Origin of the sequence: Halomonas sp. hl-4 (genome assembly GCF_900215475.1) — a bacterium.
Lineage (GTDB): Bacteria > Pseudomonadota > Gammaproteobacteria > Pseudomonadales > Halomonadaceae > Vreelandella.
In genome coordinates this window covers 1895507-1917075 of the sequence record NZ_LT907845.1, presented here as the reverse complement: position 1 = coordinate 1917075, position 21569 = coordinate 1895507, and the positions used below count along the sequence as shown (strand labels likewise).

Here is a 21569-nt window from a genome sequence, read left to right as displayed (position 1 = left end):
ATACTTGAATCAATGGGTTGATTAAAACAGGCGCACCGAGTCAAGCCCAGTACGCCTTGATGTGTTCAGGTTTAACGGTTGTGACGCTCAAAGGCAACCGCTCATTGTTTAGTCGTCGCCATTTTCAACCTGGGCGTCGTTTTCCCGGTCCAGCAGATATTGGGTAAGCAGGCCGACAGGGCGCCCGGTGGCGCCTTTCTGCTTGCCGGAATGCCAGGCGGTGCCGGCAATGTCCAGGTGTGCCCAGGGGAAACGGTCGGCAAAGCGCGACAGGAAACACGCCGCGGTAATCGTGCCCGCCGGGCGGCCGCCGATATTGGCCAGGTCGGCGAAGTTGGAGTCCAGCTGCTCCTGGTACTCGTCCCATAGCGGCAGGTGCCAGGCGCGATCCCAGGCGGCATCGCCGGCGTCGAGCAGATCCAGCGCCAGGTCGTCATCGTTGGACAGCAAGCCGGTGGCGTGGTGGCCAAGCGCAACGATGGCCGCCCCGGTGAGCGTGGCAATATCGACCACGCTTGCTGGCTTGAAGCGCTCGGCGTAGGTCAGCGCATCGCACAGCACCAGTCGGCCTTCGGCATCGGTGTTGAGCACTTCAACGGTGAGGCCTTTCAGGGTAGTAATGATATCGCCAGGTTTGGTGGCGGCACCGTCCGGCATGTTTTCCGCGGCAGCGACGATAAACACCAAGTTGAGCTTGGGCTTGATCGCCAGTAGCGCTTTAACGGTGCCGAACACGCTGGCCGCACCGCCCATATCGAACTTCATTTCGTCCATGCCCTCGCCGGGCTTGAGCGAAATGCCGCCGGTGTCGAAGGTGATGCCTTTGCCGATCAATACGTGGGGGGCCTCGTCAGCGTTGTCGGCCCCTTGATAGTTCATGACGATCAGGCGGGTCGGCTCGCGGCTACCGCGGCCGACTGACAGCAGTGCGCCAGCGCCTAATTCGGCGAGCGCTTCTTCGTCAAGAATGTCGACGGCCAGCGCGCCTTTTGATTCGCGCCCTAGCTGTTCCGCCTGATCGGCTAAGTAGCTTGGCGTGCACACATTACCCGGCAAATTTCCCAGGGTGCGCGTATAGTTGATGCCCTGGCCGATGGCGCTGCCATAGCTGGCGCCTTGCTGGGCAGCGTCTGCGTCGGCGGCGCTGCTGATCATTAGGGTCAAGTGCGTTAGGCTAGCAGCAGGCGCTGGTTGGCGTTTGAACTGATCGAATCGGTAGCCCGCGCGCTCGATGCTTTCGAGCACTTTGCGTGCTTTCCAGCCTGTATCGCGGTCGGCCAGAGGTACGTCGGTCAGCATGACACTGGCGTCGTCGATGGGCAGTTTGATGAGCGCGGTCATGGCGGCATCCAGCGCTTTTAAATACGCTGCTTCATGACATTTTTCGCGCTCGCCAAGGCCAACTAATAGCAGGCGTTCGGCTCCCAGGCCTGGGGCATAGGGCAGTAGCTGTACGCTCGCAAGACTGGCATCGACGTCGCCACGGGCCACGAGCTGGCCAATCAACTGCTCGCTGGCATCGTCGAGCTTGGCCACGGCAGGCAGTAAATCGCCGTCTTTATAGACGGGGACAACAAGGCAGGCCGTTTCTATTTTGGCCGGGTTGGCCGTTTGAACGGAAAATTCCATGACGTCTCCAACAAGACAAGCATCGAGGTATTCAGGATAATGGATCAGTGTACCCAAGCAATGCAGGTGTTGCATAACATCCTGCACGACTAGCCGGAGAGCGCGTTGATATTATTCCGCTATTTAACCCGCGAAGTATTGCTCACCATGTCCGCTGTGGCGGGCATTTTGCTGTTGGTGATCATGGGCAGCCGCTTCATCCGCTATTTTTCGGACGCCGCGGAGGGCGATTTTCCGGTCAACATCCTTGGCAGCTTAATGGTCTACCACCTGCCTGGCTTCATGGAGTTGATTCTTCCGCTAGCGTTTTTCCTGGGCATATTGCTGGCTTACGGGCAGTTATATATGAACAGCGAAATCACCGTGATGGTGGCCTGCGGCATCAGTCCTACACGACTGTTGCGGGTAACGTTGCTGCCTGCAACGGCGGTGGCGGTGTTGGTTGGCCTGTGCAGCCTCTGGCTGACGCCGGCCGGGGCATTGCAAACCGCCGCCATTATAGAAGAACAGGAGAGCCGGTTGGACGTTTCGGTGCTGGCACCCGGTCGCTTTCAGGAATTTGGCGGTGGGCGTACCGCTTATATCAGTGGTTTTAATGATGACGGCAGCGAAATGCAGGATGTCCTGATTCACGAACAGCGCGGGCCTGGCGACGATGCCGAACACGATTATGTGACGCGCGCTAAGTCGGGCTATCAAGAAACGCGCATGGAAACCGGTAGCCGCTTCCTCGTTCTGCGTGATGGCGAGCGTTACGGCGTGACGCCAGGGCAGCGTAATGCTGAACGACTGACATTTGAGCGCTACACGCTGCGTTTGGGCTTGAGCCGCGATCGCCAAGAACTGGACTCGTTGGAGTACGCCACGACAGCGGCACTGTGGCAAGACGATAACGATCGTGCCCAGGCGCAATGGCAGTGGCGGGCCGGGTTGCCGTTAATGGTTTTTATACTGGCGATCATGGCGCAGCCGCTGTCCCGCGTGAATCCTAGACAGGGACGTTTCGCCAAGCTACTGCCCGCCATCTTTTTGTACGTTGCGTACTTGAGTTTATTGCTGGCAGCCGTCGATGCGGTGGGCAGTGGTGCTTGGTCTAGTACCTTGGGTATATGGCCCGTTCATGGGGTGTTTTTAGTCCTAGGCTTATTGCTGATCTGGCAGTCGCAACGCAAGGGGATGCGCTGATGCTAAATGTGCTAACAGTCACCGATCGTCTCGACCGCTATATCGCTCGCAACGTGCTAGCAGCGATTGTAGTGGTGCAATTTGTCCTCTTGGGATTAGATATTACGATTGCCTATATCGACGATTTGGGTGATGTCCAAGAGGGCTATACAGCCCTCGATGCACTGATCTATTTATTAATGCGTACCCCTTGGCGCTTTTATCAATATGCACCGGTGGCAGTACTGATTGGCGCGCTGATTGGCTTGGGCAGTATGGCATCCAGCAACGAACTGACGGTAATGCGGGCAGCGGGGCGTTCGTTGGCGCGTATTGTCTGGAGCGTGATGAAACCCGTGCTACTGGTTGTCGTCGTGGTGTTGCTGGTGGCCGAGTATGTCAGCCCGCGTACTGAGCAATACGCTGAAGCGTGGCGGCTTGAACAGCTTCAGGGCGAAGGGGCTATGTTAACCAGCCGCAGCGGCTGGCAGGTTGAGGGCGACAGTGTTTATCGTTTTGGTGCCATCCGCGCAGACAATGTGGTGCTCGATTTAACCCGTTACCGTTTTGACGAAGAACGCCTCGTCGAAGCAACCTACGCGCGTCGTGCTAATTGGGAAGATGGAGGGTGGCGCCTTGAAGATGTAGCCACCACGCAAATTTTCGATGACCACACCGAGTCTGAGCAAACCGATACAGTGCGTTGGGAAACCGACTTTACGCCGATTCAGTTAGAGCGCCTGCTGCGTTCGGTTGAAAGCCAAGCGCCCAGCGAACTATGGGCCTACGCGCGCTCTTTGGAAGAGCAAGGCATGCAGACAGACCAACCTTTGCTGTATTTCTGGCAAAAAATGTTAATGCCGCTGACCATGGGATCGCTGGTGTTAATTGCCGCCTCGTTTGTGTTTGGTCCACTGCGCACCGTGGCAGCCGGCACACGCGTATTTTACGGTGTAGTGACCGGGCTGATCTTCAAATATGTTCAGGATTTGCTGGCACCAGCCTCGACGCTCTTTGGTTTCTCTCCCGTGTGGGCCGTTCTAGTGCCCACCCTTGCGTGTGCGGTGGTGGGCGTCTATTTCTTGCGACGTAACGGCTAACTCTGAGCGTTAAGGAGCCCTATGGCTAAGCAGCGTTTTCACCAGCCAGCGAATACGCAGCCCGCCGGGTTGGGGCCGCGCCTGGGGGCGATGCTCTACGATGGCCTGCTGCTTGCGGCGATCTGGATCGCCGTGACCGTCGCTCATCTGGCGTTTTTCAGATTCGTGCTGGACCAAGAAGCCGAAGCGATTGGTACCACAGGCGTCGATATCTGGAGCCTTCGGCTATTGTTGGTGCTGTTTACCACGCTATTTTTTGCGTTTTTCTGGCAGCGAGGCGGTATGACGCTGGGTATGCAGGCCTGGCGCCTGCGGGTACAGACCAACAAAGGAACCGCCATCTCATTCAAACAAAGCCTGGTACGCTGCCTGACGGCCTGGATGTCCATGGCGGCGCTAGGAATCGGCTATTGGTGGGTATTGTTTGATAAGCAGCGTCGCAGCTGGCCGGATATTGCTTCCAACACGCAGATCGTTAGGTTGCCAAAATATTAATTTTCCAGGTAGGTACGCAAAAAAATAGGCCCACGACAAAGGGTTATAGGCCTTTTAAAGCTACTTAAAACGAATCCCTACTAAAGGCTATATATTTCTACTTGCAAAGATGTATGCGAATCATTTACATTCATCTCATAGACTTTATGAGGTGCAGCCATGTACGTGTGTGTGTGCAAGGGAGTAACCGACCATCAGATTCGCCAGCAGGTGAGCGACGGAGCGCGCAGCTGGCAGGAAGTGCGCGAAGCTACTGGCTGTGCCACACAGTGCGGCAAATGCGCTTGTTTCGCGAAATCCCTCACTCGTGAAGCGGTCCATGAGGCTCGCTTAGAAGCCAATATGGATTTAGCGTACGCCGTGTGACGCGAATCGATATTGTAAGAATTATCGTTAGCAAATATATGATTTTCTTGAATTTTTAAGTCTTGTCTCTATACTCCCAGTTAACGCTGGGAGTATGCCTTTGATGGCTAATACTCCTTGATCAACGTAACTGCTTGATAGAGTTTGCTAAACTATCAGCATTATAGGAAAAAGGTGACGTCATGAAAGGTGATCCGAAAGTAATCCAGCATCTCAATATCGCCCTTGGCAACGAGCTGGTCGCCATCAATCAATACTTTTTGCATGCCAAAATGTATAAGGATTGGGGCTTGAAGGCGCTCGCCAAATGGGAATACGACGAGTCCATCGAAGAGATGCAGCATGCTGATAAGCTTATCGAGCGCATCCTATTTCTCGAAGGTATTCCTAACCTGCAGGATCTGGGCAAGCTGCACATCGGTGAAAACGTCAAGGAGATGCTTGAGAGCGATTTGAAAATCGAGCACGATGGCCGTAATGACTATATCGAAGCCATTACCTATTGCGAGAGCGTTAAAGATTACGTGACCCGCGACTTGCTGCGTGATCTGCTCGCCGACGAAGAAGATCATATCGACCATATCGAAACTGAGCTTGGTCTGATCGATAAGGTGGGTATTCAGAACTACATGCAGCGCCAAATGCAAATGGCAGGCGACGAGTAAAGGTTTTAGCCAGCTTATCTTACAACGTAAACGGGCAGCCAATGGGCTGCCCGTTTTATTTTAAGCCTTACTCTTCGTCATCAGAGGACTCTGATGACTCCACTATGCCGCATGCCATGCGGCTGCCACCACCGCCAAGCTCTTTGGGGTCATCCGAGTAGTTGTCGCCACCCTCATGAATCATAATGCTGCGTCCTTCTATATCTTCCAGGGTAAGACGAGGGGCGAGCACAGGAAGGGTCGCATTGCCGTCTTCATCTACGGTGAGTACTGGCAAATCACCCAAATGGCCTTCGCCGTAAGGTCCTTCATGGCTGTCTGTTTCTTCTGGGTCGTAGTGGCCTCCGGCATAAAGCGCGGCGGTCATGTGGCCGCTATCATTTTCCTGAGGCTCGCAGCTTGGGTTCTTATGCACATGAAAGCCATACACACCGGCGTCCAGGTCGCTAAGGTCAGGCGTTAACAGCAGGCCGTGCTCGCTATCCTCCAGTTTAATGCTGCCGATAGATTCCTCAACGCCATCGGCACTCACTTTATGTATCTCAACCTCCATACTGTCATCTGCTTGCACCGAGGCTGCAAGCAGCAGTGAAGCAGTGATACAACCGAGCGATGTCATATAGCGCATGTTGATGTCTCCTTTCCTTATCCGTGGAAAACTTTTGTTTAAGTACTTCTTCAAAGTAGTTCGCCGCTGGCTAACCCGCCAACACCAACTGCCGGTCACACACCATGGCGTTGAGTGTTGGGGCGATCCGTGGCCCAGATATCACGAGAGATGACATTAACCCGCCAAGCCGCGACAATAGCGGCCTGATTTGTTCAATGTTTTATAGACAGTCTTTGTCGCCAGATTTTTAGCGAGGATCGCTATGACGCCACTCAACATCCTCTATCAGGATGAGCATCTCGTTGCAGTGCATAAGCCCTCAGGGCTTTTGGTGCATCGCTCGGCGCTGGCGCGTGGTGAAACCGAATTTTTGCTTCAGCGGTTGCGCAATCAAATCGGCAAACGGGTGTACCCGGTGCATCGATTAGATCGGCCTACCTCGGGTGTGATGGTGTTTGGCTTGTCCTCTGAAGTCGCTGCTCTGCTGAGCGACGCGTTCAGCGAACGCCAGGTAGACAAACGCTACCTGGCGGTAGTCCGAGGCAAAGCCCCTGAGCAAGCACGCCTGGACTACCCGCTACGCGAAGAGGACGGCACACGGCCCAAGGCGGAAATGCCCGCCATGCCAGCGATGACCGATATCCGCAGACTGGATAGCGTGGAGCTGCCGGTGAAGGTCGATCGCTACCCGGTGTCGCGCTATTCGCTGGTGGAAGCGCGCCCGCTGACCGGGCGGCGCCATCAAATTCGTCGCCACCTTTCACGGCGGGGCTACCCGATCATTGGCGATGCCAAGCATGGCAAGAGCGTGCATAATCGCTTTTTTGCCGATCAATTGGGGGCGCCGCGGTTATTACTGGCCGCCACCCATCTTGCCTTTGACCACCCGCTGTTCGACAAGCGCATCCAACTTAGTTGCGCGCTGGACGACACCATGGTGGCGCTGTTCGATCATCTCGGCTGGTCCGGTCATTTGCCGCTGGACAGCGTGCGCACCCCGCCCATCGGTACACCATCTGCCCTTTTAACCTGAGTACAGGAGCCACTATGTCGTCTGCGGATTACGATTTTCGCTTTGGCGGGATTCGCCGTCTCTATGGGCAGCGTGCCGCGGACGCCTTTCGTCATGCCCACGTGGTGGTGGTCGGCGTAGGAGGGGTGGGGAGCTGGACGGTGGAGGCATTGGCGCGTTCGGGCATTGGCAAGCTGACGCTGATCGACCTGGACGATGTCTGCGTGTCCAACGTCAACCGACAGCTCCATGCACTGGATGGCACCATTGGCCAGCCCAAGGTCGATGTACTGGCCGAGCGTTGCCGTTTGATAGCACCGGAGATTGAGATCGTTGCCGATACCGCCTTTGTGACGCCCACCAATCTTGCCGAGCGAATCCCCGCCGACGCCGACCACGTGGTGGATGCCATTGACAGCGTGGTCGCCAAGGCAGCGCTGATCGCCTGGTGCAAAAGACGCAAACTCCCCATCACCGTGACCGGTGCGGCGGGCGGGCAGACCGACCCCACCCGCATTCAGGTAGCGGATCTCACCCGCACCGAGCACGACCCGCTGTTATCCAAAGTGCGCTCTCGGCTGCGCCGTGATTACGGCTTTTCCCGCAACCCCAAGCGGCGCTTCTCGGTCGAGTGCGTCTATTCTGACGAGCAGTTGGTCTACCCCAGCGGCGACGGTGAAGTCTGCCTGCAGAAGCCCGGCAGCGGTGATGCCACCCGGTTGGACTGTGCCTCGGGTTTTGGCGCTGCCACCTTTTTAACCGGCACCTTTGGTTTTGTCGCCGCTTCAAAGGTGCTAGAGCGGCTCGCCAAAAAAGCCGCCCAGCCCGCCACGCAAAAGGAAGCCTTATGATCGTTCCTGTCCCCGGTATTTACCGCCACTATAAGGGCAGCCTTTATGAAGTACTGGGTACCGCCCAGCACAGCGAGACTGAGGAGCCTCTGGTGGTCTACCGCGCCCTCTACGGCGACTACGGCCTTTGGGTGCGCCCGCTTGAGATGTTTATTGAAAATGTGACTAGAGAGGGCCGCAACCAGCCGCGTTTTGCGCTGGAGAAGGCCTTTTAATAAGCGGCTGTTGCTTATATTCTTTAATCAGCTATGGTTATAACCATTATCTTATAGCGTCAATATTGAGGATATAAGCATGAGGACCTTTGCGCTTTCCCCAAGCACAGGTGCAGGCACGCCGGACGTCGCTGGTTTTTTCGATCCGCGCACCTTTAGCATTCAATACGTGGTCAGCGACCCCGCCACCAAGCAGTGCGCAATTATCGACCCCGTTTTGGATTTTGATGAGAAGTCCGGCGCGACGGCCACATTTAGCGCTGACAAGTTACTGGCTTATATCGAGCAAGAGGGACTGTCGGTGGCCTGGGTTCTGGACACCCATCCCCATGCGGACCATTTCTCTGCAGCGCACTACCTGAAAGAAAAAACCGGCGCTCCAACGGCGATTGGTCAGCACGTCACCAAAGTGCAGACGCTGTGGAAGGAGATATACAACTGGCCGGAAATGCCAACCGACGGCCGCCAGTGGGACACGCTGTTTGCCGAGGGTGATACCTTTCAGATCGGTGAGCTGGGCGGCCGGGTGATGTTCTCGCCGGGCCACACGCTGGCCTCAGTCACCTACGTGATTGGCGATAGTGCCTTCGTGCACGACACCTTGTTCCAGCCGGACTTCGGTACCGCACGGGCAGACTTTCCCGGCGGCGATGCCAAGGCCTTATGGCACTCCATCCAGCAAATCCTCACACTGCCCGACGACACGCGTCTGTTCACCGGCCACGATTATATGCCCGATGGCCGCGAGCCCCAGTGGCAAAGCAGCGTTGCCGAGCAGCGGGCGCACAACCCCCACCTGGTGGGTAAAAGCCAGAATGATTACGTGGCGCTTCGCCACCAGCGCGATAGCGAACTGCCCATGCCCAAGCTGATTCTTCACGCCCTGCAGGTGAATACCCGTGGTGGACGCCTGCCCGAGCCCGAAACCAACGGCAAACGCTATCTCAAGATTCCTCTGGATGCCTTGGCAGGTGCCGCCTGGGATTAAGTGATACCTTGGAGGCAGTAAGAATAGTGCCAACGCTATCAAGAACCAGGCACATGGCGGCTTCTACTATGCCGCCATGTGCTTCGCTCAAAAGTTATAACGCCCTGACAACCAAAAGCGTGGGTCTTTGTGCTCGTCCGCTGAGGCCGCGTCGCCTGTGGTGGGCGTTGCCACTGCCGTATCCAGTGACCAGTTATCTTGCGTGTAACGAACGCCAACACCGCCGCCCGCCAGGGTTTCGCTTGGTTCGTCGGCAAACCCTTGGCGAGCTCCATGGTCATAGAAAACATAGGGGCTCAATTCAGGCGTGACTTGATAGCGGGCTTCCAACTGAGTGAGCCACACGCGGCTGCCGCTGATTTCTCCTTGTGGATATGCTCTAACGCTTCGGGCACCGCCCAGGCTCATGCCCTGTGAAGAATCCAGCGGCGAGTCTGCCCATTGCACTTCACCGCTGGCCAGCAGTGAGAAGCCTTGGCCAAGGTTTTGCAAGCGCGAAAGGCTAATATTGGCCTTGGTATAGCCACCATCCACTTGTTCATTGGCCTGGTTATTGATCTGGCCGCTTTGCAGGCGGGCCTCCCCAAACGTCACACCGCCCTGACCAAGCGAGTCCCGGTGATCAAACTGAAGCGCAAGCGGCACACTATAACCATAACGTTGCTGGTAGCTAACGCCTTCAAAGCGGTCGTTCAACTCCGTGTACTCGCCGCCAAAAGACGCTGTCAGGTTGGTCTGCTGCTGCCGAATCAGTGGGTAGCTGAGTGTCAGGTTGCTGGTATCCGCCGTACCGGTAAAGCCGTTGAATGGCGAGCGCAAATCATACTCGGTGCGCGCATAAGACACTTCCGCCCGCCAGCCCTGATAACCAATAGGCAGGGAATACGCCAAGCGGCCCAGCCATAAATCCTCTTCCGAATAGAGGGCGGTTACGCTTAACTCGTCGCCTACCTTTAACAGGCGGTTGGCCTGGACGCTGACGGTTGCGCGCGCTTCCCCGGAAGAGCGGCTGCCGTGATTATCCGCGCCCACAGAGCCGCGCAGGCGATCGTCTGCAGTCACCTCGGTGACCAAGTCCCCGGTGCCAGACGCTTCGCCTGGCCGCATGACGGGGGTGACGTTGACCCCTGGTAAATCGCCTAGCAGCAGGGCGGTGCGTTCAAGCTTGTCGCCTTGAATGACGTCGCCTGTGCGAAGATCGGAAAGGTAAGGCGAGATACCGTCGACCAGCGCGTCGTCATCGCCACTGACCGTGACCTCGCCATAGTTGCCCTCTACCAGACGTATTTCGAGCGTTCCCTGGCTGACATCCTGCTTAGGCAGCATTGCCTGGGCAAACGGGTAGCCGTTGTCACGATAAAAGCGGCTGATCTCATTGCTGATGCGCTGAAGCCCGGCCATGTCGTGTTGTTGTCCGACCAAGTCTTGAACCTGAGCTAACAGCGTCGCGTCGTCATAGACGGTATTGCCGCTAAATGTGATTTCGTCGATACGGATCTCGCGACTTTCGCCATCGCTTTCCGACAGCGGTGCGCCCTCCAGATTAATATCGACAGAAGACTCGCGCGGCTGATAGTCACTTTCCGGCAGTGAGTCGCGAAGGAGGCGGCCTGCATCCGGCGGCGTTTGCGCATAGCTGGTGAGTGACAACGAACCCATCAAGCACATAGCCGTTACGGTCAGCGAGCGAGTGGTAAATAAACCATAGCGCATTAGTTGTCTCCCTCAACGTCGTCATTCAAAGCAAGGTTGATACCGCTCTCAACAATTTCGATACCGCCGGGCAGTAAGTTTTCATTGGTGGATTCGTTGCGTAAGGCCATTGGTTCCTCTTGCTCGCTTGACGATGCCGCTTGAAGTGTTTGATTCACTACAGCATCAAAATTGGCATTAGGTTCTAACTCGGATTGGGGTTCCGACGTCGGGGGAACTGGGCGGGTAGTAATCGCTAGTTCACCTTCGATAAAGTCGATGGCGTAATTGGGGTTCTGCGTGTTATCGAGACCCCCTTGCTGGATGGCGTAGCGGCCGATGTCTTCCCCGGTCTCGCGTTCCAGTTCGCCTGCCAGGGTATCGCCGTCAACCAAGCCACGTTCAGGCTGCTGATTTTCCGCTTGATAGGTCAGCTCGGGGTCGGAGCGGCCCTCGGTCTTGCGTTGGTCGTCGGCGGTCACGGTGACCGGGCGGGGGGGCACTACGTAGCTATCCGGCTGGGTAAATGGGTCCAGGGTGTAGTTGCCTGCATCGGTGCCGGTGAGGGTCCCGGTATCCGCCTGCTGGTCATAGGTGCCCACATTGACGTTATCGGAACGGCTGCGTGTGGCGTCAGTCAGTTCCGTCGTCGAAGCAACCTCATCATCGGTCAGGATTCCGTCCAGGCTAGCATCGCTTGGGGTCAGGGATTCGCCGTAGACGGACTCACCATCGCCAATCTCCGCCGCTGTTAGTGTCAGAGGATCAACGGTCAAGGTGCTGGTATTGGCCGTATCCGTGACGATGGCATAGCCCAGGGCATTGGATAAGCCGTCGTCATATTCGATGCGGTGGTCGCCGGCGTTCTGGTAACCCGCACTGGATAACGCTTCCTCAACTGACCACGTGGGGGTGCCCGATAAAATGCTGTCGTCATCGCCGTTGACGAAGCCACGGGTGTCTTGCAGGTCATAATCCGAGGGGACGTCGTCGCCGTAGGTGATGGTTTTACCGTCGGCACTGACCCGCACCTCGGGCTGCTCGCGGTAGATCAGGTGGCGTTCGGCATCCAGTGCCTCGGTGTAGTTCTCGGTGGTCGCGCTGCTGTTGTAGCGGAAGTCGCCTTGGGCGATGAGCGCCGCGATGTCCTCGCTGCCTGCCAGGCTGCCGGTGTAGAGCTGGGTGCCCCCGCCGGTGCCGGTGGTGAGATCGCCGCTTGCATAACGAATATCGCCGCCGGTGGCGGTGCCGGGGGCTTCACTGTCGCCCGCCGTGAGCACCACGGCCTGGTCGCTGGTGGCCTCAGTGGTGATATCGTCGGTAAGGGTCAGGTCGCCGGTGGCCGTCGCAATAGCAATGGCATCAGCGGCTGTGATATTCCCCAAGCGCAATGCCTGCTCACTCATCAGCGAAATACCGTTGAGGGCATCAAGGCCTAACGCTGCGTCATGTTGCTCGGCATCGCCCAAATCCACGCTGCCTTGGGAGCCGATATCGGCGTCAACCGATGCGCTATCGCCCGTGGTGGCGAGGTCGACGTCAATGCCGTTTTCAAGGCGCGCTTTGATCGCCGCGCTATCGACCAGGGTCAGGTCGTCGGGCTGATCGGCAATCACCATGCCGTTATCATGCTGCCGCCAGTAGGCGGTGTTGCTGCCGGTGACATAGCCATTGGCGAGCAGGCCCGTATTGCGGCCCAGCAGGCCTTCGGCAACCTGGGTTTCATTACCCGTAGCATTCTCGACAGTGACCGCGCCGCTGGCGTCAGCGTTGTGTATTAACCCGGCGTTATCCCCGGCGAAACTGCCTATGCCCAGGTAATCGGTACCCTCAAACTCATCACCAATGAGTCCGACCACATCGCCGCTGGTTGAGGCATTTTCAATGGTGCCCTCATTGATGCCGACAAATCCGCCTGCATAGCCGCGAGTACCCTCGTTCGCGCTATCGGGAATCGTGACGTCACCCGTGGCTTGAGAGTTTCGAATCAGGCTGTCACTGGTATTGAGGCCTGCCAGTCCGCCCACATGGGCACCACCACTGACCGCGCCACTGGCCGAGCTGTCTTCGATCTGCGTCTGATCGTTGTACCCAACCAGCCCCCCCGCATTAAAGGACTCCGGGTCTCCGGTCACGCTGGCGGCAGAGGCGCTATTGTTGATGGAGGATTCGTTGGCCGAACCAATCAACCCGCCTGTTTCGAAATAACCCTTCACCTCTGCCTGGTCGCCACTCACCGTCACGTTATCCACGGTGGTGTCCTGGATACGCCCGGCCAATGCGCCGACGCCGTAAGAAAAGCCAGTAGTGCTCACGTCAGGATTATGCAAGGTCAGGTGACTGATTGAAGCGTCGGTGGTGGATCCAAAAAGCCCCAGATTGTAGCGATCATTGGCTATGGTGAGGTCACCAATCGTGTTATTGCCACCATCAAACTGGCCGGTAAAGATTGGGCCATTATCCGGTGGGCTGCCGTCGCCAATCGGGTTCCAGCCTTCATCTCCGTTAGCCGAAGCGCTTGCCAAGTCGTCATAGCCTGCGGTGTTGGCATCCAGATCATTTTCCAGCGCGTAGTAATAACCGCCGGTCAATACGTCGTCGTTATCGTTGATGTTCTGCAGCTGCTGCCAGTCGGTGAGGGTGAAGGGCTGGTCTTCGGTACCGAAGCCGTTGTTAAACAGCGGAGTTTGATCCGGGATATCGTCATCGCGGGTGATATGGGTTAAGTAGGGGCGTGAAAGGCCGTAACCGGAAAAGCTATCGCCTGCGCCTAATGACCAGGTGGTTTCGTCCCAACCGGCGTCGGTAAAGGTGGATACTTGCTGAATCTCCGCGGAGGTTAGGCCAGTGGCTCCGAAGTTATCATCTCCAGCCGAACCAATGCCGGAAGTCTCAACGTCCCAAAAATTATTTTCAATCTTGGGTATGGAGTCATCCTGTACGTTGATATCACCCAATAAGCCACCAACAGATGAGTTTCCAGTTACCTTGCCGGTGGCATAGCTGTTGCTAACTTCAACATCAGATTGCGATGATGGATCAGAGAACCCAACGCGTCCCGCTAAACCGCCAACTTTACTTTCACCGTTGACGTCTCCCGTGGCAAAACTATTTTCGATTCTGGAGCCATCGGCTTGTACTATCCCAGCTAGACCGCCTACGAACTCATTGCCTTCGATCTTGCCGGTGGCATAACTGTTTCGGACAATAGCTCCACTGACATTTCCAGCAACTAAGCCACCTACGAAATCATTTCCACTAACGTTTACATTTGCGTGGCTGTCTTGCAGTACACTGTCACTCGCAAGGGAGCCCACAAGTCCCCCTGAGATGGCTCCTTCGCTTTTAACGCTCCCTGTGGCCTCACTATTATGGATTATCCCGTTGCGACTTTCTCCAACCAAGCTGCCAACGTAAGAGCTCCCTATTATGTCTACGTTCACTAAACTTAAATTTTTAAATACGTAATCACCACTGCTGCGTACGCTTCTCCCAAATAACCCCACCCGATCTTCAGTGGGTCGGTTCAATGAAAGGTCGGAAATTTCGTGCCCCAAACCATCAAATGATCCTCTAAAAGAATTCCCCGCTGTACCAATCGGCTCCCAGCCTTCACCCCCATCCCAGTTCGCGGTATCGCTGGCATCGATATCGGCTCCAAGAGCGTAGTGCCCCTCTAAATCATCGCGCATGGCCTGCAAAGTGTCGTCGTCGTAGCCGGTTTCATCACCAAGCTCGGTGATGACGATAAAGTCCAGTACCTCGCCGCCACTGCCTAATTGGGAAGAGAGGTTCTGACCCGCCTGTAAATTGACGGGCGCGTTGGCGGTAAAGAGCGCCGATCCGCCATCGGTTGAGTCCTGGCCGTATTCCAGTGACAGCTTTCCGCTGTTACCTTCGCTGGCATCCACTTCTTCATTGATGGTGATATCCCGCTGGGCGTCGAGGGTGAGGGTGTTGCCACTTTCCCAGGTAACTTCGTCGTTGACGAAAATATCGCCGTTGCCGTCCTCACCGCCGTCGACGCTCTCGATGGTGACGTTGTTATCCGCCAGGTTGTTTGAAAGCGTGTTGCCGGTGATGTCGCCGTCTTCCTCGGCCACGGTGTAATCCTGGGGGTCGATCAGCCACTCGCCGGTTTGGCCGTCATCGGCACGGGTGGTGACGGTGGCTTCGTCCATGATGCTGACCTTGGCGGCGCTGGTTTCCACAAAGCCGCCGTTGCCGCCACTGGGATTGAGAGAAGAGGGTGCCGACGCATCCAGCGTACCGGCTACCTGGGTCTCGCCGTTGTCCATGTCGCCCATCAACCAGATCTCCCCTTGCTCATTTTCGGCAAGGGTGCGGGCTTGGGTGGTGCCGGTGTGATTGATCACGCTGGCGGCCAAGTCGCCTGCCGCCTTGGCGGTGAGGTAGACCCGCCCGCCGTCGGCCTGAATTGCGCCGCCTTGCTCGATGTAGGTATCCAGCAAGGCTTCCTCGACTTCGATCTTGATCGGGCCGCCCATGTCCAGGGTCACACGGCTACCCGCGCCCATCATTACATCGCCACGGGGCGCTTTAATGTTGCCTTCATTGATAATCTCGGCGGCGATCAGCGCCACGTAGCCCTCGTCACCCGCGCGGATATTGCCCTGGTTGATGATCGCGCTGCTGCTGTCGCCCTCAAAGGTGAAGTCGCCCGCCATGAAATCGTCGGGGCTAATATCCAGGGTGGAGGCGACCAGCCCACCAACGTCGACCTGGGCCGTATCGCCAAACACGATGCCGTTGGGGTTGACGAGAAAGACCTGGCCGTTGGCCTCGATGGCCCCGCGAATCTGCGAGAGTTGATCACCCGTCACCCGGTTGAGTGCAGCGGCGTCGCGGCCGGGCTGGTTAAAGGCAACCCGGCTGCCTTCGTCCACCGAGAAGTCGTCCCAGTCAATCGCCATGCGATCAGAGTCTTGATTGATGCGCATCTCGTTGCCGGATTGTTCGACATCACCGTTCCCGGCGCGGATTTCCCCACCCGAGGGGAGGCCGCTGGCCAAGGCACCAAGGGGCAGGAGAAGAATGCTCCCAACCGCAAGCGACGCCACGGCACCCACGGTATGTAAGCGGCAGACGGATGATTTGTCATGACGCTTGACGTTTTCCGGTGCGACCTGCCACTGGCCTCTGGCCGCTTTCCAAACGGTGCGATAAATGCGATTCATGTTCCCCTGGCCTTTATAGGTAGTAGTTTTTTACCAGCCTACGCATTGGCACAGGGGGCTGCTTCCACTCAGCGCTACACTTGTCATTGTTTTTGGAAGGCATTAGTCGGCCGCATCTATTCGTTATCAATGGAAGTATTGATCCCGCCCGCCACTATCTCTATACCTGCAGGCGGCATGGAGGGTGAGAGCCCCTGCGGTAACCCGTTGGCACGCCTCAGTCGGTCTTCTTCGTCAGTAGGAGATGCGTATTTAAGCGCCTGATTGACGGCCGCGTCGATATTGGTCCCCTGATCGATAGTGAGAGTGCCGTTCTGGGAAGTAACGATGTAGTTGCTGTTGGCTAAGTCCGTCGGGCTGATGGTGTAGTTACCAGCACTTTCCCCTGTCGCGCGGGTGACATCACCAGAAAGTGTGTCATCACCGATCAGGTTTCCTTCTGTGACTTGCCAGGTTAGTTCAGGATCACCCATACCGTAGATTTTTCGCTGGTCATCGGCGTTGACGGTAATCGCGCGTGGGTCGATGGTGAGAACGCCGTCCTGAGCGGTAACCACGTAGTTACCGTTGGAAAGATCGGCGGCGCTGATGTCGTAGTTGCCAACGTCTTCACCTGCTTCGCGGGTTAGATCGCCAGTGAGGGTGTCGTCGCCCACTAGGTTGCCATCGGAAACTTGCCAGGTGAGCGTGGGGTCATCCTCACCGTAGGTTTTGTTCCGGTCATCGGCCGCCACGGTAATCGCACGGGGGTCGATGGTGAAGGTGCCATCTTGGGCAGTAATCGTATAGTTGCCGTTGGCCAGATCGGCGGCGCTGATGGTGTAGTTGCCGACGTCCTCACCGTCTTCGCGAGTTAGATCGCCAGTGAGGGTGTCGTCGCCCACTAGGTTGCCATCGGAAACTTGCCAGGTGAGCGTGGGGTCATCCTCACCGTAGGTTTTATTCCGGTCATCGGCCGCCACGGTAATCGCGCGTGGGTCGATGGTGAGGGTGCCATCCTGGGCGGTAATCGCATAGTTGCCGTTGGAAAGATCGGCGGCGCTGATGGCGTAGTTGCCGACGTCCTCACCGTCTTCGCGAGTTAGATCGCCAGTGAGGGTGTCGTCGCCCACTAGGTTGCCATCGGAAACTTGCCAGGTGAGCGTGGGGTCATCCTCACCGTAGGTTTTGTTCCGGTCATCGGCCGCCACGGTAATCGCACGGGGGTCGATGGTGAAGGTGCCATCCTGGGCGGTAATCGCATAGTTGCCGTTGGCCAGATCGGTGGCGCTGATGTCGTAGTTGCCGACGTCTTCACCGGTTTCGCGGGTTAGATCGACAGTGAGGGTGTCGTCGCCTACCAAGCTGCCATCGGAAACTTGCCAGGTTAGCGTGGGGTCATCCTCACCGTAGGTTTTGTTGTCATCGTTGGCGGTGACGGTCAAAGAGGACGGGTCGATGGTGACGGTGTGAGTGCCGCCGCTGAGCGTGTAGTTGCCGGTTTCACCGGTATCGTCGCCCAGCGTCAGGCCACTGGTATCCACATTGCGCTTGCCGGCGTTCTTGCTGTCAGCGGTCCCGGTGCCGGAAAGCGTCAGACTCTCGCCTGCGGCGAGATTACCCAGGGTGAGATCGTCCGCAGCCACATCGTTGGTGCCGTCGTAGGTGCGGCTGCCGTCCACGTCCAGCGGGCGGGGATCGATGGTGAGTTCACCGCCACCATATTCGAAGTAATAATCCGATTCGCTCCCGCTATTGAGCTGCAGGTCGAGCACGTCGGATTCATCATAGGCGTAGGTGCCGGTGTCCTTGGTGTTGTTGAATTCCAGGGTCACATTATCGGAGCCTGGGCCGTCCAGGGTGACAGTGTTCAGCGTACGGTCGCTGGCCCCGTAAGTCTTGCTGGTATCGGTGTCACTCAGGTGGACATAGTGATCATAGGCGGTGTCGTCCAGCGGCTTGAGGACCATGTAGCCGTCATTGTTGCCACTCGCCGACTTTCCCCAAGTGCCGGCGTAATCCCATCCGCCGTCTATGAAATTGAACGGGTCTTTCATCACGGCAGTGGTCAGGCCGGTGACGTTGTCGGATTGGTCGTTGTCGTCGTCACCAATTCCATCCGATTGACCGGTGGTGTCGGTATCCCAGAAGCTTGCGGAAAGCTCACCACCCCCGTTGTTGCCCACGAGGCCGCCGGCATCTTCGGATCCGGCCACAGCCCCGGCGGCGTAGCCATTTTTGATAGTGGCACCTAAGAAATTACCACCCACCAGGCCGCCGACAATGGAGCTCCCAGCCACCTCGCCAGTGGCATAGACATTGCTTATAACGCTGATATTGTCTTGGTTGGTGCCCACCAGTCCACCTACCCATTTATCCCCATCTACGGGGCCGGTAGCATAGGCGCGCCTTATAGTGCCCTCATAATTCATGCCCACCAGACCACCGACCTGGTCGTCCCCGACCACGTCCCCGGTAGCGTAAGCGTTCTCAATGGTGCCGCTGTTGTAGCCCACCAGGCCACCAACCTCAGAACTCCCGTCCACATCCCCGGTGGCGTAAGAATTCTCGATGGTGCCCTCATCGCTTATGCCCACCAGACCGCCAACGTAAGAATCCCCCCCGCGCACGCTTCCGCCTTCCAGCCCGACATGACGAACCGTGCCGCCCTCCACAAAGCCGAACATGCCGACATAATCAGTGTCCGGCCTGTCGATGGTCAGGTCGCTGACGGTGTGGCCCCGACCGTCGAAGGTGCCGGTGAACTCCGTGTCTCCATCGCCGGTGGGCGACCCTTCGCCGATGGGCGCAAAGCCGGCCCCGTCGATGTTGTCCGCGTCCGAGGCGTCGGTGGCCCACATGCCGGCCTTGTTCGAGAGCGCCGAAGCCAGGTCGATATCCGCCGCCAGCTTGTAGTCGGCGTCCAGGTCCATGGCCATGAGCTGGAGTTGGTGGGCGTTGCGGATGGTGGAGGACCACTCGCTGCGCAGGAAGGGGCGGGTGTCACCATCGACCATGAACCAGTCGTTGTCGAAATCAAGGCCACCGTATTCACTCTCAGTCAGGGCCTTCGAGGTGGTAAGGCCGGTGACGTTGCCGGACTGGTCGTTGTTGTCGGCACCGATGCCGTCGGTCTGGCCGGTGGTGTCGGTGTCCCAGAAGCCGGCGGTAATGGTGGCGTTGTTGTAACCCACCAGGCCGCCGACATTACTATCCCCGGTCACGTCCCCGGTGGCGTAGGCGTTCTCGAGGGTGTCACCGCTGTAGCCCACCAGGCCGCCGACATTGTAACTATCCCCGGTCACCTCCCCGGTGGCGTAGGCGGTCTCGAGGGTGCCACCGCTGTAGCCCACCAGGCCGCCGACATTACCATTCCCTGTCACGTCCCCGGTGGCGTAGGCGTTCTCGATGGCGCCTTGGGAGCTGTAGCCCACCAGGCCGCCGACGCCGGTATCAGCCCCGGTCACGTCCCCGGTGGCGTAGGCGGTCTCGATGGCGCCTTGGGAGCTGTAGCCCACCAGGCCGCCGACGTAACCATCCCCGTTCACGTCCCCGGTGGCGTAGGCGTTCTTGATGGTGCCGTCGTTGTAGCCCACCAGGCCGCCGACGCTGGAATCAGCCCCGTTCACGTCCCCGGTGGCGTAAGCGTTCTTGATGGTGCCGTCGTTGTAGCCCACCAGGCCGCCAACTCTACGATTCCCGGTCACGCTGCCGCCTTCCAGCCCGACGTGACGAACCGTACCGTCATTCACATATCCGAACAGGCCGACGTAATCCGTGGACGCCCGGTCGATGCTCAAACCCGTGATCACGTGGCCCAGGCCGTTGAAAGTGCCGGTGAACGGGGCAATGTTACCTTCGCTCACGGGCTCGAAGCCGGCGCCACCGTCCCAGTTCTCCGTATCGGAAGCGTCGATGTCGGCGCCGAGGACGTAGTCGCCGTTCCGGTCGCCCTGCATGCCCTGGAGGTCGTCGCCGGTGTTGCTGCCCTCATCCCCCAGCTCGGTGATGATGGTGTAGTCGACCGTGGCGCCATTGCTACCAAGCTTTGTGGAGAAGCTGCCGTCGGCCGGAAGGTTCACGGGGGCGTTGACGGCATAGGTGGCCTCGGTGCCGTCTATGATGCCGTCGGTGGCGCCCTGGCCATATGCCAGCGCCAACCCGCCGCCGCTGGTGGCGGTCATCTCACGGTTGATCTCGATGTTGCGGTAAGCCGAGAGGGTAAGAGTGTTGGTGTCCCAGGTGACGGTGTCGTCGACGAAGATGTCGCCGTTGCCACTGTCATCACCGCCACCGCACCCGGTCACACCGGTGCAGCTTGCACTTGAGTCAGTCGTTTCAATGGTGACATCGCTATTACCCAGCGCGGTGGAAAGCGCCGTGCCGGTGAGGTCGCCACCACTTTCCGCAATGGTGAAGTCATACGGATCAATCAACCACTCCCCGGTTTGGCCCTCGTCGGCTCTCGTGGTCACGGTGGCCTCGTCCACAATACTGACCTTGGCCGCGCTGGTTTCCACAAAGCCGCCGTCGCCACCATCCGGTGCGCTGGCATCCAGCGTACCGGCTACCTGGGTTTCGCCGTTGTCCATGTCGCCCATCAACCAGATTTCGCCCTGCTCGTTTTCGGCAAGTGTGCGGGCCTGGGTGGTGCCGGTGTGGTTGATCACGCTGGCAGCCAAGTCGCCTGCCGCCTTGGCGGTCAGATACACCCGGCCGCCGTCGGCCTGGATAGCGCCGCCTTGCTCGATGTAGGTATCCAGCAGGGCTTCCTCGACCTCAATCTTGATCGGGCCGCCCATGTCCAGGGTCACACGGCTACCCGCGCCCATCATTACATCGCCACGGGGCGCTTTAATGTTGCCTTCATTGATAATCTCGGCGGCGATCAGCGCCACGTAGCCTTCGTCACCGGCGCGGATATTGCCTTGGTTGATAATCGCGCTGCTGCTGTCGCCCTCAAAGGTGAAGTCGCCCGCCATGAAATCGTCGGGGCTGATGTCCAGGGTGGAGGCGACCAGCCCGCCGACATCCACCTGGGCGGTATCGCCAAACACGATGCCGTTGGGGTTAACCAGGAAAACCTGTCCATTGGCCTCGATGGCCCCGCGAATCTGCGAGAGCTGATCACCCGTCACCCGGTTGAGCGCGGCAGCGTCGCGGCCGGGCTGGTTAAAGGCAACCCGGCTGCCTTCGTCCACCGAGAAGTCGTCCCAGTCAATCGCCATGCGATCAGAGTCTTGATTGATGCGCATCTCGCTGCCGGATTGTTCGACATCACCGCTACCGGCGCGGATTTCCCCACCCGAGGGGAGGCCGCTGGCCAAGGCACCAAGGGGCAGGAGAAGAATGCTCCCAACCGCGAGCGACGCCATGGTACCCATGGTGTGTGAGCGGCAGGCGGATGATTTGCTGTGACGCTTGACGTTTTCCGGTGCGACCTGCCACTGGCCTCTGGCCGCGTTCCAAACGGTGCGATAGATGCGATTCATGTTCCCCTGGCCTTTATAGGTAGTAGTTTTTTACCAGCCTACGCATTGGCACAGGGGGCTGCTTCCACTCAGCGCTACACTCCACGAAAACTTTATTTTTTGAGTGATTAGTG

The 21569-nt window shown here is 57.9% G+C and carries 14 protein-coding genes; 9 read left to right on the top strand and 5 right to left on the bottom strand.

Annotation, left to right across the window (positions count from 1 at the left end; genetic code table 11):
• Positions 1-108 precede the first annotated feature (108 nt).
• Positions 109-1629, bottom strand: a complete 1521-nt coding sequence (locus CPH17_RS09135) for a leucyl aminopeptidase (protein ID WP_074397453.1) — start codon at positions 1627-1629, stop codon at positions 109-111.
• 105 nt (positions 1630-1734) lie between these two features.
• Between CPH17_RS09135 and lptF the strand changes: the two genes are divergently transcribed.
• The 5 genes from lptF (at position 1735) to bfr (ending at position 5419) form a co-directional block, all read left to right on the top strand.
• Complete coding sequence (lptF, locus tag CPH17_RS09130) at positions 1735-2814, top strand: LPS export ABC transporter permease LptF (protein ID WP_074397452.1); 1080 nt, start codon at positions 1735-1737, stop codon at positions 2812-2814.
• Positions 2814-3893, top strand: a complete 1080-nt coding sequence (gene lptG, locus CPH17_RS09125; RefSeq protein WP_096299213.1) for an LPS export ABC transporter permease LptG — start codon at positions 2814-2816, stop codon at positions 3891-3893. Before lptF ends, lptG begins: the two co-directional genes overlap by 1 nt.
• A 21-nt stretch (positions 3894-3914) precedes the next feature.
• Positions 3915-4388, top strand: a complete 474-nt coding sequence (locus CPH17_RS09120) for an RDD family protein (RefSeq protein WP_096299211.1) — start codon at positions 3915-3917, stop codon at positions 4386-4388.
• Between the two features lie 159 nt (positions 4389-4547).
• Positions 4548-4754 (top strand): (2Fe-2S)-binding protein, encoded by a 207-nt coding sequence (locus tag CPH17_RS09115; RefSeq protein WP_074397449.1) that lies wholly within the window; start codon positions 4548-4550, stop codon positions 4752-4754.
• A gap of 182 nt (positions 4755-4936) precedes the next feature.
• Positions 4937-5419 carry a bacterioferritin gene (gene bfr, locus CPH17_RS09110; RefSeq protein WP_074397448.1) on the top strand — a complete coding sequence of 161 codons (483 nt, stop codon included), beginning with the start codon at positions 4937-4939 and terminating at the stop codon, positions 5417-5419.
• Positions 5420-5486: 67 nt separating this feature from the next.
• Here bfr and sodC read toward each other — a convergent pair whose 3' ends face one another.
• The gene (sodC, locus tag CPH17_RS09105) at positions 5487-6047 is read right to left on the bottom strand and encodes a superoxide dismutase family protein (protein WP_096299209.1); all 561 of its coding nucleotides are present in this window, start codon (positions 6045-6047) and stop codon (positions 5487-5489) included.
• 244 nt (positions 6048-6291) lie between these two features.
• Between sodC and CPH17_RS09100 the strand changes: the two genes are divergently transcribed.
• The 4 genes from CPH17_RS09100 (at position 6292) to CPH17_RS09085 (ending at position 9095) form a co-directional block, all read left to right on the top strand.
• Positions 6292-7062, top strand: a complete 771-nt coding sequence (locus tag CPH17_RS09100; protein WP_096299207.1) for a pseudouridine synthase — start codon at positions 6292-6294, stop codon at positions 7060-7062.
• A gap of 14 nt (positions 7063-7076) precedes the next feature.
• Positions 7077-7892: a tRNA cyclic N6-threonylcarbamoyladenosine(37) synthase TcdA gene (gene tcdA, locus CPH17_RS09095; RefSeq protein WP_096299205.1), complete on the top strand. Its 816-nt coding sequence runs from the start codon at positions 7077-7079 to the stop codon at positions 7890-7892.
• Positions 7889-8107, top strand: coding sequence for a DUF1653 domain-containing protein (locus CPH17_RS09090; RefSeq protein ID WP_096299203.1), 219 nt, complete (start codon positions 7889-7891; stop codon positions 8105-8107). Before tcdA ends, CPH17_RS09090 begins: the two co-directional genes overlap by 4 nt.
• A gap of 79 nt (positions 8108-8186) precedes the next feature.
• The gene (locus CPH17_RS09085; RefSeq protein ID WP_096299201.1) at positions 8187-9095 is read left to right on the top strand and encodes an MBL fold metallo-hydrolase; all 909 of its coding nucleotides are present in this window, start codon (positions 8187-8189) and stop codon (positions 9093-9095) included.
• Positions 9096-9182: 87 nt separating this feature from the next.
• On the opposite strand, the gene CPH17_RS09080 is transcribed toward CPH17_RS09085, so the two are convergent.
• The 3 genes from CPH17_RS09080 to CPH17_RS09070 all read right to left on the bottom strand — a co-directional run bounded on the left by CPH17_RS09080 (position 9183) and on the right by CPH17_RS09070 (position 21456).
• Positions 9183-10808, bottom strand: a complete 1626-nt coding sequence (locus CPH17_RS09080) for a ShlB/FhaC/HecB family hemolysin secretion/activation protein (RefSeq protein ID WP_096299199.1) — start codon at positions 10806-10808, stop codon at positions 9183-9185.
• Positions 10808-15985 (bottom strand): two-partner secretion domain-containing protein, encoded by a 5178-nt coding sequence (locus tag CPH17_RS09075; protein ID WP_096299197.1) that lies wholly within the window; start codon positions 15983-15985, stop codon positions 10808-10810. The genes CPH17_RS09080 and CPH17_RS09075 overlap by 1 nt, the downstream gene beginning before the upstream one ends.
• Before the next feature lie 116 nt (positions 15986-16101).
• Entirely contained in the window at positions 16102-21456 is a 5355-nt protein-coding gene (locus tag CPH17_RS09070) for an MBG domain-containing protein (RefSeq protein ID WP_096299195.1), read from the bottom strand.
• Positions 21457-21569 lie beyond the last annotated feature (113 nt).